18 protein-coding genes are annotated in these 15,668 nt (G+C 36.7%); 14 read left to right on the forward strand and 4 right to left on the reverse strand.

Annotation, left to right across the window (positions count from 1 at the left end; all coding sequences use genetic code 11):
- Positions 1-6: 6 nt before the first annotated feature.
- Entirely contained in the window at positions 7-495 is a 489-nt protein-coding gene (locus KBP46_RS14715; protein WP_216443572.1) for a TlpA disulfide reductase family protein, read from the reverse strand.
- A gap of 135 nt (positions 496-630) precedes the next feature.
- On the opposite strand from KBP46_RS14715, the gene KBP46_RS14720 reads away from it, so the two are divergent.
- The 4 genes from KBP46_RS14720 to KBP46_RS14735 all read left to right on the forward strand — a co-directional run bounded on the left by KBP46_RS14720 (position 631) and on the right by KBP46_RS14735 (position 2,272).
- On the forward strand, positions 631-1,479 hold the full coding sequence (locus KBP46_RS14720) for a hypothetical protein (RefSeq protein WP_120232358.1): 849 nt from the start codon (positions 631-633) through the stop codon (positions 1,477-1,479).
- A 113-nt stretch (positions 1,480-1,592) separates the two neighbouring features.
- Positions 1,593-1,754, forward strand: coding sequence for a bacteriocin (locus tag KBP46_RS14725; protein WP_117753098.1), 162 nt, complete (start codon positions 1,593-1,595; stop codon positions 1,752-1,754).
- Between the two features lie 38 nt (positions 1,755-1,792).
- Positions 1,793-1,948, forward strand: a complete 156-nt coding sequence (locus KBP46_RS14730; RefSeq protein ID WP_156106405.1) for a hypothetical protein — start codon at positions 1,793-1,795, stop codon at positions 1,946-1,948.
- A gap of 156 nt (positions 1,949-2,104) precedes the next feature.
- A complete protein-coding gene (locus KBP46_RS14735; RefSeq protein WP_157885766.1) occupies positions 2,105-2,272 on the forward strand; it encodes a hypothetical protein in 168 nt (55 codons plus the stop codon).
- 29 nt (positions 2,273-2,301) lie between these two features.
- On the opposite strand, the gene mutS is transcribed toward KBP46_RS14735, so the two are convergent.
- On the reverse strand, positions 2,302-4,893 hold the full coding sequence (gene mutS / locus KBP46_RS14740; RefSeq protein WP_216443573.1) for a DNA mismatch repair protein MutS: 2,592 nt from the start codon (positions 4,891-4,893) through the stop codon (positions 2,302-2,304).
- A 126-nt stretch (positions 4,894-5,019) separates the two neighbouring features.
- Here mutS and KBP46_RS14745 point away from each other — a divergent pair, with 126 nt between their 5' ends.
- On the forward strand, positions 5,020-5,550 hold the full coding sequence (locus KBP46_RS14745) for a GNAT family N-acetyltransferase (protein ID WP_216443574.1): 531 nt from the start codon (positions 5,020-5,022) through the stop codon (positions 5,548-5,550).
- A gap of 188 nt (positions 5,551-5,738) precedes the next feature.
- Here the strand turns inward: KBP46_RS14745 and KBP46_RS14750 are convergent, their stop codons facing one another.
- The gene (locus KBP46_RS14750) at positions 5,739-6,611 is read right to left on the reverse strand and encodes a cupin-like domain-containing protein (protein WP_216443575.1); all 873 of its coding nucleotides are present in this window, start codon (positions 6,609-6,611) and stop codon (positions 5,739-5,741) included.
- A gap of 264 nt (positions 6,612-6,875) precedes the next feature.
- Between KBP46_RS14750 and KBP46_RS14755 the strand changes: the two genes are divergently transcribed.
- Positions 6,876-7,754, forward strand: coding sequence for a bestrophin family protein (locus tag KBP46_RS14755; RefSeq protein ID WP_062672924.1), 879 nt, complete (start codon positions 6,876-6,878; stop codon positions 7,752-7,754).
- A 12-nt stretch (positions 7,755-7,766) separates the two neighbouring features.
- Here the strand turns inward: KBP46_RS14755 and KBP46_RS14760 are convergent, their stop codons facing one another.
- Positions 7,767-8,366 (reverse strand): hypothetical protein, encoded by a 600-nt coding sequence (locus KBP46_RS14760; RefSeq protein WP_238590600.1) that lies wholly within the window; start codon positions 8,364-8,366, stop codon positions 7,767-7,769.
- Between the two features lie 55 nt (positions 8,367-8,421).
- On the opposite strand from KBP46_RS14760, the gene KBP46_RS14765 reads away from it, so the two are divergent.
- The 8 genes from KBP46_RS14765 (at position 8,422) to KBP46_RS14800 (ending at position 15,648) form a co-directional block, all read left to right on the forward strand.
- Entirely contained in the window at positions 8,422-9,042 is a 621-nt protein-coding gene (locus KBP46_RS14765) for a toxin-antitoxin system YwqK family antitoxin (RefSeq protein ID WP_062672921.1), read from the forward strand.
- A gap of 5 nt (positions 9,043-9,047) precedes the next feature.
- On the forward strand, positions 9,048-9,578 hold the full coding sequence (locus tag KBP46_RS14770; RefSeq protein WP_062672919.1) for an RNA methyltransferase: 531 nt from the start codon (positions 9,048-9,050) through the stop codon (positions 9,576-9,578).
- A gap of 187 nt (positions 9,579-9,765) precedes the next feature.
- Positions 9,766-10,419 carry a CBS domain-containing protein gene (locus KBP46_RS14775; protein ID WP_062672917.1) on the forward strand — a complete coding sequence of 218 codons (654 nt, stop codon included), beginning with the start codon at positions 9,766-9,768 and terminating at the stop codon, positions 10,417-10,419.
- Position 10,420: 1 nt separating this feature from the next.
- A complete protein-coding gene (locus KBP46_RS14780) occupies positions 10,421-11,287 on the forward strand; it encodes an NAD kinase (RefSeq protein ID WP_062672914.1) in 867 nt (288 codons plus the stop codon).
- A 70-nt stretch (positions 11,288-11,357) separates the two neighbouring features.
- Positions 11,358-12,428, forward strand: coding sequence for a class II fructose-bisphosphate aldolase (gene fbaA / locus KBP46_RS14785; protein ID WP_062672913.1), 1,071 nt, complete (start codon positions 11,358-11,360; stop codon positions 12,426-12,428).
- 89 nt (positions 12,429-12,517) lie between these two features.
- Complete coding sequence (gene accD, locus KBP46_RS14790; RefSeq protein ID WP_002982142.1) at positions 12,518-13,372, forward strand: acetyl-CoA carboxylase, carboxyltransferase subunit beta; 855 nt, start codon at positions 12,518-12,520, stop codon at positions 13,370-13,372.
- A gap of 54 nt (positions 13,373-13,426) precedes the next feature.
- Positions 13,427-13,936 (forward strand): hypothetical protein, encoded by a 510-nt coding sequence (locus KBP46_RS14795; protein ID WP_123278701.1) that lies wholly within the window; start codon positions 13,427-13,429, stop codon positions 13,934-13,936.
- 308 nt (positions 13,937-14,244) lie between these two features.
- On the forward strand, positions 14,245-15,648 hold the full coding sequence (locus KBP46_RS14800; RefSeq protein WP_216443576.1) for a nucleoside recognition domain-containing protein: 1,404 nt from the start codon (positions 14,245-14,247) through the stop codon (positions 15,646-15,648).
- Positions 15,649-15,668 lie beyond the last annotated feature (20 nt).

The raw sequence follows: 15,668 nt of genomic DNA on the forward strand, positions 1-15,668 counted from the left end.
AATTATTTATTGTAGATTTTCTTTAATTGTTTTTTCCAGATCTTCTTTGCTCATCTCACCGTCATTGAAATGGATTTTTGATCCGTTTTTGTAGAACAATGTTACCGGAATATTTCCATCCCAGTCTTTTTCAAATCTTGGAATCCAGGTGTTCATCCTTTTAATATCATCTAACAAAAGTACTTCAGCAGTCAGATTTTTATTTTTAATAAATTTCAAGACTCTTTCTTGATCCGCCAGTCTGTCCAACGAGACCAGAATCATCTTATACTTCTCATTATCTGCATATTTAGTATTTACCTCCATAAAATGGGGAAGTTCTTTTACGCATGGACCACAGGTTGTAGACCAGAAGTTGACCACAAGCAATTTATCTTTTTCCTGCTGAATACGCCTTTCCAGGTCTTCATATTTTACGACAGAAACTTCCGTCTGCTGGGCTTTGAAAACAGAGCAGCATACAAACAGGATTAATATTTTTATTATATTTTTCATTATCAAAATATAAACAACTACAATACAACAATATACAAAAATAAAATTCATCAATTCCGTAAATCTTTTACAAATAAACATTTTTTTGGTCATTGATTCATTTTTTTGATATTTTTACAGCCTTAAATGATAATCATGAAAAAAACTTATTTACTTCTGCCAATTTTCTTTTTGGCATCATGCACAAGCAGCAATGACGATGATACTTCATCTAACAACAACGGAAATAATACTAATAATGACAGCCCGGTTCTAGTAACAAAGATGGTTTCTGACGGAGAGACCTCAACCTATACTTACAGTGGTTCTAAAATTTCCCAGATTAAAAATATTACCAATGGTGAAATTACTCTCTTCAGTTATTCTGGAGATCTCATTACTCAACAGGTAACTACTGGTTTAAGCACAAGTTATAAAACAACGTATAGTTACGACGGAAGCAGCAGATTAAGCAAAAAAATATATAGTGAGACTTCCCTTTCTTCCGGAACGACTTCTACAGTAGAAACCAATTATAGCTATCTTTCCAGTAATAGTGTGAAAATTACTTATACCGCAAGCTTTACCGGATCTTCAGCCATAAGAACAGGCAGCAAAACAGCAACATTAAATGCTGATGGTTCGCTTAGCAGCTGGACAGAAACAGCATCCGTACCTAATAATACAGGAGGTTTTCATAGTGCCACAGGTACTTTACAGCCGATTGTGTACGATACCAAGAATATTCCTTTTAAAAATGTAACAGGTTTTTTAAAAATTATTGATAGTGAAGATGAAAACGGATCTGTACACAATATCATAAGCTATAACCATGTCCTTAATTATAACAATGGAGCTGGAAGTGGAGAATGGGGAATCTTTAAATCCACTTACGAATATAATAACAGCGGATACCCAACAAAAAATGTCAAAACATACTATAATAAGACAGGAACGGGGGTAACGAATAGTGAATTGATTACCTATGAATACAATCATTTATAATAAAGAGAGCCGACAAGGCTCTTTTTTTTTGCAGATATGTTAATTTTTTCACAAGCATTAGAATTATATAGATGATTTTTATATATTTGATTTGAATCAAACTAAAAAATACCATGAAAAAATCAAACAATCAGAAAAAACTGACTAAAAAGGCATTGAAAAACATTACAGGAGGAAATGGACCAGGAATATGCTGGGAAGGCCTTTGCAGGGTAAGAGGAACAGATGATGAATATACCATAGGACCTTTAGACAGCACCGGATTTTGCTGCTAATCCAATACACTAAAAACAATAACCAAAATCAAATCATCATGAAAAAATCAAACATTCAAAAAAGAAAACTGACAAAAAGTGAGTTAAAAGAAATTACAGGAAGTGGCAGAGTATGCTGGGATGGATTCTGCCGCAGAGGAGAATTTGAAGAATGGCAGCTAGGTGCTGGTGACAAAAATGGCTATTGCTGTTAGGATCACATACACTTTGTTAGATCAATAAGGATTGAGGTAGCCCTCAATCTTTTTTATAAAATAGATTTTCGATTTGAAAAGTTAACAATTTGACTCACAATATTTTGAACATAATAAAATAACTTGTAAATTAGCTTTTACCAAATTAAAATTATTATGAAAAATTTAAAAAATCAGAAAAGAAAATTGAGTAAAATTGAGCTGAAAGAAATCAGCGGCGGAGCAAACAGACCAGTATGCCCAAGAGTAATCAGCTGTACAGATCCTCATACCGGAGAAGAACGATATGGTGTTCCCGGGATGCAGGATGGATTCTGCTGCTAACACAAAACAACTGTAAAAAAATGATTGGATTACCCTCCAATCATTTTTTTTATCGCATTCAGCTTCATCAAAGCTTCAATAGGTGTTAAAGTATTGATATCTATTTTCGTCAGTTCTTCCCGGATATTCTCAAGAACAGGATCATCCAATTGGAAGAAAGAAAGCTGCATATTTTCTTCTGTCACTCTTTTGATACTTTCAGAAGTACTTCCACTTCCCTGCGTTCTGCTTGCTTCAAGGGTTTTAAGAATCTCATTCGCTCTGTTGACCACTTTGACAGGCATTCCGGCCAGTTTTGCCACGTGAATACCGAAACTGTGCTCACTACCGCCCGGAACAAGCTTTCTCAGGAAAATAATATTCCCTTTGTTTTCCTGGATAGAAACATGGAAATTTTTCACTCTTTCAAAATTCACGGTCATTTCGTTCAACTCATGATAATGCGTTGCAAATAAAGTTTTTGCCTGCGTTGGGTGCTGATGAAGATATTCTGCAATAGCCCATGCAATGGAAACTCCGTCATATGTTGAAGTTCCACGACCGATTTCGTCCAGTAAAATCAGGCTTCGTTCTGAAATATTGTTCAGAATATTGGCTGCCTCGTTCATCTCTACCATGAAAGTAGATTCTCCGGCAGAAATATTATCGGTAGCTCCTACCCTTGTAAAGATTTTATCCAGCAATCCGATCTCCGCATGTTTTGCGGGCACAAAACTTCCTATCTGTGCCAGAAGGCATACAATCGCTGTCTGACGCAGAATTGCCGATTTACCGGCCATGTTAGGCCCTGTTACCATAATAATCTGCTGCGAATCCTTATCCAGGAAGATATCATTCGGGATGTATTTTTCTCCTAACGGAAGTGCATTTTCAATGATCGGGTGTCTTGCTTCTTTTAAATCGATAGCATAACCGTCATTCAAAACGGGCTTTGTATAACTCTCAGATACAGCAAGTTCAGACAATCCTGCAGCCACATCAAGCTGGGCAATGATATTGGAATTCCCCTGGATCTGATCAATATAAACCATTGTTTCCCCACATACATTTCTGTACAGGGATGTTTCCAGAACGCCTATTTTTTCTTCGGCGCCAAGGATTTGGTTTTCGTATTCTTTCAGCTCTTCGGTAATGTATCTTTCAGCATTCACTAAGGTTTGCTTTCTTACCCAGTCATCCGGAACTTTATCTTTATGGGTATTTCGGACTTCAATATAATATCCGAAAACGTTGTTAAAATCAATTTTAAGGCTGGTAATCCCAGTTCTTTCAATTTCCCTCTGGCACATTTCGTCCAGAAAACCGCGCCCTTTGCTCTGAAGATTTCTCAGTCTGTCAAGCTCTTCTGAAACTCCTTCTTTAATGATATTTCCTTTCGCAATACTTACCGGCAGTTCTTCATTAAGGTGATTTTGCAAAAATTTAATCAGTTCATCCAGGTCAAATAAAGGCTCTAACCACGACAGCACATCTGCATGAGGGTGTAATAAAGCTTTGATTTTATGGATATTAATTAAACTCTGACGTAAATATCCCAGTTCTTTAGGTGAAATTTTTTCAGCAGCCAGTTTTCCCATCAACCGGTCAAGATCAGAAATGGATTTCAGAAGCTGGCAGATTTCATATTTCAAATGATCATTTTCGTTTAAGAAGTCAATCAGAGAAAGCCTTCTCATGATCTCATCCACAGATTTTAAAGGAAGAATAATTCTCCTTCTCAAAAGCCTTCCTCCCATCGGAGTGGACGTTTTGTCAATGATATCCAGTAGTGACTTCCCCTGTGGATTACTTGGATAAACAATTTCTAAGTTTCTCAGAGTAAAATTATCCATCATCAGATAATCTTCCTGCGGAATAATCTGCAGTTTTGTAATATGTGCCAGCAGATTATGATGGGTATCTTCTACAAGATAAGCAAAAATAGCTCCTGCTGCTGTAATGGCCAGCGGAAGACCTTCCACTCCAAAACCTTTTAAAGAATTGGTTTTAAAGTGATTTGTTAATTTTTCATAGGCAAAATTATATTGGAAGGCCCAGTCTTCAAGCTTAAAGGCATTTTTATTTTTGATCTGTTCTGGAATCTGTGTACTTCTCTGGAAAATAATCTCACTCGGATCAAAGGTATTTACAATGTGTAAAAGCTTTTCCAGGTTTCCTTCGCTTACCAGAAACTCTCCTGTGGAAATATCCACTAAAGCAATTCCGTACTTCTCTTTTTCCTTATGCAATGAAAGAAGGAAGTTGTTCTTTTTGGAATTCAAAACCTGGTCATTGAAAGTAACACCAGGTGTAACCAATTCAGTAACACCACGTTTTACAATTCCTTTCACCATTTTCGGATCTTCCAGCTGATCACAGATCGCAACTCTCATTCCCGCTCTTACCAGTTTTGGAAGATAAGAGTCTATTGAATGGTGTGGAAATCCTGCAAGTTCTACACTGCCTTCTCCATTATTTCTTTTGGTAAGGACAATTCCTAAGATCTGGGATGTTTTCACAGCATCCTGCCCAAAAGTTTCATAAAAGTCCCCTACCCTGAAAAGCAATAGCGCATCCGGATATTTACCCTTGATGGTATTGTACTGAGTCATTAATGGAGTTTCCTTCTTCGTTTTTGCCATAGTAAAAAATGAGCCCCAAATTTAAAAAAATAAATTCAGGGTAAGAGAATTGTTTAGGGGTTAATCTTCTATACTTTTCTTTATCAGTAATTAATCGTATTTTTCAGCCATCAAATCACATTATTCATGGAATTTCCTGTTTTAGAGACTGAAAGGCTTATTTTGCGTCAGCTTACTTTTAATGATACCCAAGATCTTTATGAATACTTTTCTCTGGATGAAGTTATGGAATATTATGATCTGGATACCTTCAAGACGGAAGACGACTCGCGTCGCATTATCCAGCATTTTAACAGTGAATTCGAAAAGGGAAAAGGCTTCAGATGGGCTCTGGAACTGAAATCCACCGCAAAAGTTATTGGAACCTGCGGCTATCACAACTGGTACAGGGAACATTTCAGAGCAGAAATCGGCTATGAACTCAATCCCAAATTCTGGCAGCAATCCTATATGAAAGAAGCCATTCTTCCTATTTTAACCTACGGATTTGAAACAATGAGGCTTCACCGTGTAGATGCTTTCATAGACCCTTCCAATATTTCTTCTGAAAGACTGTTGACTTCTTTAAATTTCAGCAAAGAAGGGACGTTGAAAGATTATTTCTTTGAAAAAGGGAAATTCGTAGATGCAACCATCTTCGGGCTTATCAATAAATAAGTTCAAAAATTTAACGCTAGGAAGCAAAGAAAATTGATATTGATGCTTCTTATTTTCGTTCGCAAAGGCGTTCATTTAGCAATTGAATTGCTTTTCTCGCTGAATGAAACGCCTTTGCGAACCTTTATAAACAGATAAGCATTAAACTAGCGTTCAATGCGTTAAAATTACCTAAACTCTAATTCTTATCATTTAGAAAGATGCTTTTCCAAAGCTTCGGAACTTTTCTTGTAAGCCCATTTCTGCTTATAATTCACCCATTTGGCTTTGAAAAGCTTACGCATTAGTTTATCCGTGTACCTCATAATGAAAACATGATAGAGCATACTGGCAAAGACATTGGGTTTATTGGGAAGAGCTCTCAGTGAAAGAGAAAAACCTGGTTCCAGATATCTGTTGAAGTGCCAGAATGCCCCGGGAATAAAAAGGGCATCACCATGCTCCATGAAGATTTCGTATCCTTTGGCATATTTCAGCGCCGGAAACTTCTCATAATCCGGATTTTCATAATCAACCTCGTAAATGGTATGAACGGATAAAGGAACTTTATATAAAAAGGGCGACTGCTTCTGATCAAATAACAGAATTCTTTTCTTTCCTACGAAATGGATATGCATAAAATCACCCAGATCCACATCATAATGCATTAAAACATGGGCCTCACTTCCACCGAAGAATAACGTGGGCAGTCTTTTAAAAAATTTTATTCCAAGATCAGGGTAAGTAAAGTTTTTCAGCAGCTCAGGAAGCCTGTCTGTAATGATATAGAAAAAAATTCGCAGATCAGAAGGCTTGCTTTTGATGGTGTCAATATAGTCCTTCATTTTCATACGGGTAACCGGAGCATCAGAACTTTTGGCGGCATCAGCCGGTTTGTTATCATATAAAGGAACTTCCTGATCTCCTGCCTTTTCTTTGATGTAGGCAAGATTCCATTTGTCAAAAGCCTCCCACCGGCTGGCAAAATTCTTAATCAAAAGAGGTTTTTGCTTTTTAAAATAATTTTTCTGAAAATCTTCTTTACTGATATCATTTACAACATCTACGTTTTCGAGGATCATGTATTTTGTATTTAATGCGAACTAAAAATAGTGTTTTTTTGAAACGTGAGAAAATTAAGATTAAAAAGGCTGGAAGCTGGAAGATCGATGCCGGAAGTTAATATTTGTCTGCAAACCTTTATACATCATTGCTTAAAAGATTTTTTATGGAAAACTCAAACTTCTTCTTTGGCTTCCATAACTTCTCACTTCCGTCTCCAGACTTCCTTACTTAATTAGCAGAGCTCAGATGAAAAAATTATATTTGTAGTAATAAGCGAGTTTATGAGAGTCTATAATACCAAACATTTCATTAAAATCCTTTTCAGTTTACACAAAAGTGATACTTTAAAAATTCTTTTCCCGAGTATGATTCTTGTAGGATTATATTCCTGGGGAATTCAGTATCTGGAAGTTGAATATCTGCACCTTACCACAAAATCAGGAGTGAGTAATGTAGGCATGATTCATTCTCTGCTGGGTTTTGTGCTTTCACTTTTGCTGGTTTTCAGAACGAATACTGCCTATGACAGATGGTGGGAAGGTCGAAAACTTTGGGGAAAACTGGTGAATGATACCAGAAACTTTGCCATAAAAATCAATACTATTCTTGGCGATAACCGCCAGGATGCTGAGCAGATTGCTAGATATTTAAAATATTTCCCGCACTTTTTAGCCAAACACCTTTCCAAGGAATCTACAAGGCTGGCTTTGGATGAAGATTATTCTGAAATTGAAAATTCGTTGAAAAACCATGGACCAAGTGAAATTGTTATTCTATTAAGCCATAAACTGAATCAGTTAAAAAAAGAAGGAAAAGTTTCTGAAGTTGAAATGCTGTATTTAGATACCCAGCTTTCCGGCTTTCTGGATGTATGTGGAGGTTGTGAAAGAATCAAAAACACACCCATTCCTTATTCCTATTCTTCTTTCATCAAGAAATTTATTATTCTGTATGTTTTTGCGCTTCCTATTGCTTACGTTATTACAATAGGGCTTTTTATGATTCCGCTTACTGTTTTTGTGTATTATGTATTGATGAGCCTTGAACTTATTGCAGAAGAAATTGAAGACCCGTTCAATAATGATGAAAATGATATTCCTATGGAAACCTTAGCTCAGAACATTGAGAAAAATGTACAGCAGATTATGATCAGAAAATAAAAAATCAAGCTTTTAAAGCTTGATTTCTTTAAGTTCGCCATCCTGTTTTATCTCTACAAATTTGCTTTCCCTGTTGGCAGCAGAATATCCGTAGAAAAAGGTGCTGTATATAGGAGTGGAATACAGATAAGCTCCATAGCCGTTATAAGCATCTGAGGTTCCTGTCTGCTGCTGATAACTTGCCGTTGCAGTAAAGTTGACAATGGTTTCAAGATAATATTTCCCGGGTTTGAGTTTTTCAAATTTAAATCTCCCATGGTCATCGGTTAAAGCTTCCACTCTGTATTTAAAAGCCTCTTCTGACATATATACGGTGGTCTTTTTATTTTCGTATTTTCTTCTCATGTCATAAAATTCCTGGAAATAAGGAGTAACAGGAAAAAGCATAACAACCGTACCTTTGGGAGCATAATGCTTTTCTCCAAGTAACGGTTTGATTCCCCAGTTGTTTTTTTGTTTGGTAGAAGCCACTCCTTCAATGGTAGAGTTTCCAAATCCAAGCATGTCTCTTGCGAGCTTTTTATCAAAAAAAGCTTGAGGATAATAAGTATTTTGTGCTTCCAGGTAAATAAATCCCCATATTAATATGAATAATGTGAATAATTTTTTCATAGTATATTTTTGAGTCAAATATAAGTATTTTACTATTTTTGAATTAAAAATAGCTATGAAGTACATGTTTCTATTGTTTTTTTCCACTGCTGTCCTGATCACGGCACAGAAACCTTGTGGATATAAAGACGGATTACAGGAAGGAGCCTGTAAAGAATTTTATGACAATGGCCAGGTAAAAAATACTGTGGAATGGAAAAAAGGGAAACTGGATGGCGATGCTGTTTTTTATTATGATAACGGAAAAGTGCAGTCGAAAGGAGAATATAAAAAAGGATACAAAGTAAAAGAATGGTCGTATTTTGATAAAAATGGAGTTCTTACTTCCAAGGAAGTTTTCAGAAATGGAGAGAAGAATATTTATGATAACAGCCTTACCGCTACTTTTTATTCTCCTGCAGGTAAAATAACTGAAATTTCCAATTACAAATTCAATAAATTACAGGGAGAAAGCAAGACCTTTCATGAAGATGGAAAATCAATAAAAGATATTGGCCAGTATGACAACGGGCTGGCTACAGGAAAATGGAAAGTCTTTTATCCATCTGGAAAATTACAGCGTGAAACTGAACTTGCCAACGATAAAAGAAACGGCAACAGAGTTCATTACCGTGAAGACGGAAGCATAGAAAAAACAGAGGTCTATAAAGACGGAAAATTAATCTCAACAAAATAATACAATTGGTACAGAAACTAAAACTGGAAGAACTTAACAGAATAGATGTAGAAACATTTAAGAAGGTTGAAAAAATTCCGTTGGTCATCATTTTAGATAATATCAGAAGTATGCACAATGTAGGTGCAGCCTTCAGAACGGCAGATGCCTTCTTAATTGAAAAAATAATCCTTTGCGGAATCACCCCGCAGCCACCTCACCGAGAGATTCATAAAGCGGCATTGGGAGCAACGGAAAGTGTAGACTGGTCTCATGACGCAGATACCAATAACGCGATTGCTGATCTGAAAAGCAAAGGATACGAAATCATCGGGATCGAGCAGACTACCGACAGTCAGCTTATTACAGATTTCACCATCGACAGATCAAAAAAATATGCCTTAATTTTAGGAAACGAAGTAGAAGGAATCAGCGATGAAGTACTTCCGAATATTGACGTATTTTTAGAAATTCCACAACTTGGAACCAAGCATTCTCTTAATGTAAGTGTGTGCGCCGGAATTGTGATGTGGGAATTTGCAAAAGCATTAAAATAAAAAAACTGCATATGTCCTTAGTAGACAGTGCAGTTTGAAATAAATCTAATAAAAAGTAAAAATGAAAGGCGACAAAGGTACTTTATTTTTTTTTACAAACAAATTTTGACGGCATTTTTTTTGTTTCATCTTAAAAAAAGTAAGGTTTTCAGAAAAAGTTTCGTTTAATTTTTTATAAATTAGCACAATGTTTATCAAGGACTATATCTCAAAAGACTTTCCATGTTTTAGCCTGTCTGACTCCATAGAGTCGGCCAGAAACCTGTTGGAAGACTTCGGATATTCTCATGTTTTCATCAAAAAATCTCATCACTTCTTCGGAGCCATTGCCATGGACTTCCTGTATGAAGAAGATGGAGGAATACTGAAGGATCTGGAACACCAGATTGAACGGTTTGCAATTCTGGAGGACAACAATGTCATGGACAGCATCCGCCTGTTTTATACTTTCAGCTCCAATGTGATTCCGGTGATTAATAAAAATGAAAAATATCTGGGGTATATTACCTGTGAAGATGTTTTTCAGGACCTTTCCCGTTATCCTTTATTTTCAGAAACAGGAGCTATTCTTACCGTAGAAACTCCGGCCAGAAAATATTCAATGACGGAAATTACCAACATCGTCGAAAGCAACAATTCGAAGTTTTACGGAGGATTTATAAGCTTTATGTCTGAAGAGGTAGTTCAGGTCACCATAAAGATCAGCAATGAAAATCTGGCCTCGATAGACGCTACTTTTGACCGGTATGACTACAGAATCGTTGAAAAATATTATTCTGATGAGAAAACCGATCTGTTTAAAGACCGTTATGGTTTTTTACAAAAATTCATAGAAATATAACATGAAGGCAGCCATATATTCTCAGAAAAAAGATCTTGATACTTTTTTATATTTAAGCAAGTTTATCTCTGAACTTGAAGCAAGAGGTGTAAAATCTGTTCTGTATGATGAAATGGCTGAAGCACTTCAGTTTTCAAAAATATTCGAAACTTTCAATTCCAAACAGGATCTTCTGGATAAAGAAGTGGATCTGTTTTTCACTTTTGGTGGAGACGGAACCATTGTCAACTCTCTGACATTTATTGAAGATCTTGAAATTCCGGTGGTTGGAGTGAATACAGGAAGGCTTGGATTTTTAGCTTTTTTCACGAAAGAAGAAGCCTTTAAGGAACTGGATTCCATCTTAAAAGGAAATGTAAAAACAAGCCGCCGTTCTGTAATTGAAGTGGTTTCTCCAAAACTGGAGGGAGTTTTTCCTTACGCATTAAACGACGTTACCGTTTCCCGAAAAGAAACCACCTCCATGATTACCGTTGACTCTTATATCAATGACGAATTTTTGAATGTATTCTGGGGTGACGGCGTGATCATTTCAACACCTACAGGTTCTACCGCCTACTCTCTGAGCTGCGGAGGCCCTATCATTTCTCCCAATAACGAAAATTTTGTCATTACTCCAATTGCTCCTCACAATCTGAATGTGAGGCCGCTGGTTGTGAATGATAAAGTAGAAATAAAATTCAGGGTGGAAAGCCGCGTACCGCAATACTCTCTTTCCTTAGATTCCCGACTGATACATATAGAAACCGACAAGGAAATCATCATTAAAAAGGCAAAATTCCAGCTTCTTCTGGTGCAGCCCAACAGTTTGAGTTTCTATGAAACCATCCGTCAGAAGCTCCTTTGGGGCAGAGATAAAAGAAACTAGTAATTTCTTAAAAATGATTACCTTTACACGAAATTAAAACACCTAATAAATTTATAATAAAAAGTAAAACATGAGCAGAATTTTTCCGGCAGGAGTTGCCACAGGTCAGTTAGTTACTGATATCTTTCAGTATGCTAAAGAAAACAAATTTGCATTACCTGCAGTAAACGTAATTGGATCAAGCAACGTAAACGCTACAATGGAAACTGCAGCGAAATTAAACGCTCCTGTAATTATTCAGTTTTCAAATGGAGGAGCTGCTTTCAATGCAGGGAAAGGATTAAGCAATGACGGACAAAAGTCTGCAATCTTAGGAGCAATTGCTGGAGCAAAACATATTCACACTCTTGCAGAAGCTTACGGAGCAACGGTAATTCTACACACAGACCACTGTGCAAAGAAATTACTTCCTTGGATCGACGGATTGATGGATGCTAACGAAGAATTCTTCAAGCAGACAGGAAAATCTCTTTACTCTTCTCACATGTTAGACCTTTCTGAAGAGTCTTTAGAAGAAAACCTTGAAATTTCTGCTAAATATTTCGAAAGAATGGCTAAGCTTCAGATGACTCTTGAAGTAGAAATCGGGGTAACAGGAGGTGAAGAAGATGGTGTTGACAACTCAGACGTTGATAACTCAAAATTATATACTCAGCCTGAAGACGTAGCTTATACTTATGAAAAATTAAAAGCTATTTCTGATAACTTCACAATCGCGGCTGCTTTCGGTAACGTTCACGGAGTTTACAAGCCAGGTAACGTAGTTCTTACGCCAAAAATCCTTGACAATTCTCAGAAATATGTTCAGGAAAAATTCGGAACAGCTGCAAAACCTATCAACTTTGTATTCCACGGAGGTTCAGGATCTACTTTAGAAGAGATCAGAGAGGCTATCGACTACGGAGTTATCAAAATGAACATCGATACTGACCTTCAGTTTGCATACACAGAAGGCATCAGAGATTATATGATCAACAATATTGATTATTTAAGAGCTCAGATCGGAAACCCTGAAGGAGAAGAAAAACCTAACAAAAAATTCTATGACCCAAGAGTTTGGGTAAGAAAAGGTGAGGACACATTCTCTGCAAGATTGGTAAAAGCATTTGAAGATTTAAATAACGTAGATACTTTAAAATAAGAACTGTACATTTGTACCAATGTAAAAAGTATTCATAGGAATGCATTTACATTGGTACATTTTACATTTATACATTAATACAAGCAAAAATGGCATTCGACTGGTTTAAAAGAAAAGCAAAAAACATTACCACTTCTACTGATGAGAAAAAAGACGTTCCCAAAGGCCTTTGGCATCAGACTCCATCCGGAAAAGTAGTGGAACATGATGAACTAAAGAGAAATAACTATGTTTCTCCCGAAGACGGATTTCATGTAAGAATAGGAAGTGCAGAATTTTTTGACATCCTTTTTGACGGTGGTAAATTTACCGAACTGGATGCCAATGTTGAAAGTATTGATATCTTAAACTTCAAAGATACAAAGCCTTACAAAGACCGTTTGAAAGAAGTAAAAGCTAAAACAAAGCTTACAGATTCTATCAGAAACGCTGTAGGAACTGTAAAAGGAACTGAAATGGTAGTTTCTTGTATGGATTTTGCTTTCATTGGTGGATCTTTGGGTTCTGTAATGGGAGAAAAGATCAGAAGAGCAGTAGATTACTGTATTGCACACAAACTTCCGTATATGATTATCTGTCAGTCCGGAGGAGCAAGAATGCAGGAGGCTACTTACTCTTTGATGCAGCTGGCAAAAGTTCAGGCTAAATTAGCTCAGCTTTCTGAAGCTGGACTTTTATACATCGCTTATCTTTGTGATCCTACATTCGGAGGAATCACTGCTTCTTTCGCAATGACTGCTGATATCATTATGGCAGAACCGGGAGCACTGATTGGTTTCGCAGGACCAAGAGTAATCCGTGAAACAATCGGTAGAGACTTACCGGAAGGATTCCAGACATCAGAATTCTTACAGGAAAAAGGATTTGTAGATTTCATCGTAAAAAGAACTGAAATTCAGGATACTGTTGCCAAAACAGTTAATTTATTAGCTGTAAAAGCATAGTATCTGTAACAAAAACAATACAATCTCTCTCTAATTAGGGAGAGATTTTTATTTATGAGGACTTTTAAGATATTTTTCAATACCATCCGAAGCATGAGTTTTAAAAAGATTATCCGTCTTTTATCACTTGTCCTTCCTCATCCTCTTTTCGCTTTACTGAGTTTTTATGCAACAGTAAAAGCGTTTACCATTGCACAGAAAAAATTCCCTGCAACGGCCTCCAACAATGGAATTGGAAATGCTTTCAGACACGCGCTGTGGTGCTGCTTCATTATGATGTATTGCTGCAAGATCTCTTCCCCTAAAAAAGCGCTGGATTTTTGTAAAAGAATCACAGATATGCATGAAGAACTCTTCCCTAATGAGCCTTTGGAAACCAAAATGGATCTCCATAACAACAAAATCGGAATGGATTATTTTATGGAAATTTTACCCGGAATTCATCGCCAGTTCTTTGAAAAAAGCTTCTTTGTAGATGCTTTGATCAAAAAAATGGATGAAGCCAAAATTCTGAAGAATCTTGATGATGATTTTGAAGGACATCTTGTTTATCTGGAAGAGTAAATCATTTTAGTTTTAAACGCTAGAGAGCGTAAGGAAAATCTAAAAACTTAATGCATATTTTTTGTTCGCAAGGGCATTTCATTCAGCAATGCTCTTTAACTTAAATTCTCTTTGCTTAGTGCTAACGCCTTTGCGAACGAGAAAAATCATTTTCCCATTATTTAGGAACTTTGTGAAAAATGCGTTAACAATAAGCTTTAAGATTAGAGACCATCATTAGTTTTCTTTCACACCGGAATTACAAAAGACTTTAGTTATTTTTGTGGTTTGAAGTATTTTCGATAAGTTTAAACAATTAAATCAATCAGATGGTTCTCAGCAGAATTTGGTCGGCTTTCATTATCATTGCCATTGCCATTGCCAGTATAAAATACGTTTCGTCAGGTAACTACAAAACCATTTTCAATGATATGGTGGTGGGAAAAGGAGGTGATACAGTAAAGATTGCATCTCAACCTATGAACAGCCTATCTCCTATTGTCAGAGACAGCCTGATGAAAAAAAATGATTTTGCAGACAGCAGAATTCACTATAAAACAGATTCTTTAAAACAAAATGTAAATGTTTATCGCGTTCAGGAAGCCGATGGAGTTATCGGAACCTCTGAAACTGCCGTAAAAATCTGTCTTGGTCTTATCGGAATCATGACCTTGTTTATGGGATTCATGAGTATTGCTGAAAAAGCAGGAGGAATTAACCTTCTAAGCCGTTTGATTCAGCCATTTTTTTCAAAATTATTTCCGGAAATTCCTAAAAACCATCCTGCATTCGGACATATGCTAATGAATTTCAGTGCCAATCTTCTGGGATTGGATAATGCTGCCACTCCTTTTGGGTTAAAAGCGATGGAAAGTCTCCAGACTTTAAATCCCAATAAAGATACTGCCAGCAATTCGCAGATTATGTTTCTGTGTCTTCATGCCGGAGGAATGACATTGATCCCGGTCTCGATTATTGCCATCAGAGCCTCTATGGGATCAAAGACCCCTACAGATATTTTCCTTCCTTGCATGATCGCCACTTTTGCGGCAACTTTAGCTGCGATGATTATTGTTTCTTTATACCAGAAAATCAATCTTCTTCGTCCGGTGGTAATAGCTTATGTAGGAGGAATTTCAGCAATTATTGCTTTATTGGTAGTATACCTTGTACAATTGAGTAAGGATGAACTGGATGACTTCAGTAAAGTATTAAGCAATGGTTTAATTCTGTTTATCTTCCTTGCGATTGTATTGGGAGCTGTTTATAAAAAAATTAACGTCTTTGATGCCTTTATTGAAGGCGCAAAAGAAGGCTTCACCACCTGTGTTAAAATTATTCCTTATCTGGTTGGAATGCTGATTGCGATTTCATTACTAAGAACTTCCGGTGTATTTGATGTGATTATTGACGGGATGAAATGGGTAGCCAACGTTGCCAATATGGATCCGAGATTTGTGGATGGACTTCCAACTGCATTGATCAAACCTTTATCCGGTTCAGGAGCCAGAGGAATGATGGTGGATACGATGGCCACATTTGGAGCAGATAGCTTCCAGGGAAAATTAGCGGCAGTACTTCAGGGAAGCTCAGATACGACGTTCTATGTAATTGCAGTATATTTTGGTGCCGTAGCCATTAAGAATACAAGATACACGGTAATTGCCATGCTTCTGGCCGATTTAATCGGCGTTATCACTGCCATTGCATTGGCCTATTTATTTTTCGCATAATGAAAAGATTCTGGTTGAAC

The sequence above is a fragment of the Chryseobacterium sp. PCH239 genome (assembly GCF_018924625.1).
Classification (GTDB): domain Bacteria; phylum Bacteroidota; class Bacteroidia; order Flavobacteriales; family Weeksellaceae; genus Chryseobacterium; species Chryseobacterium cucumeris.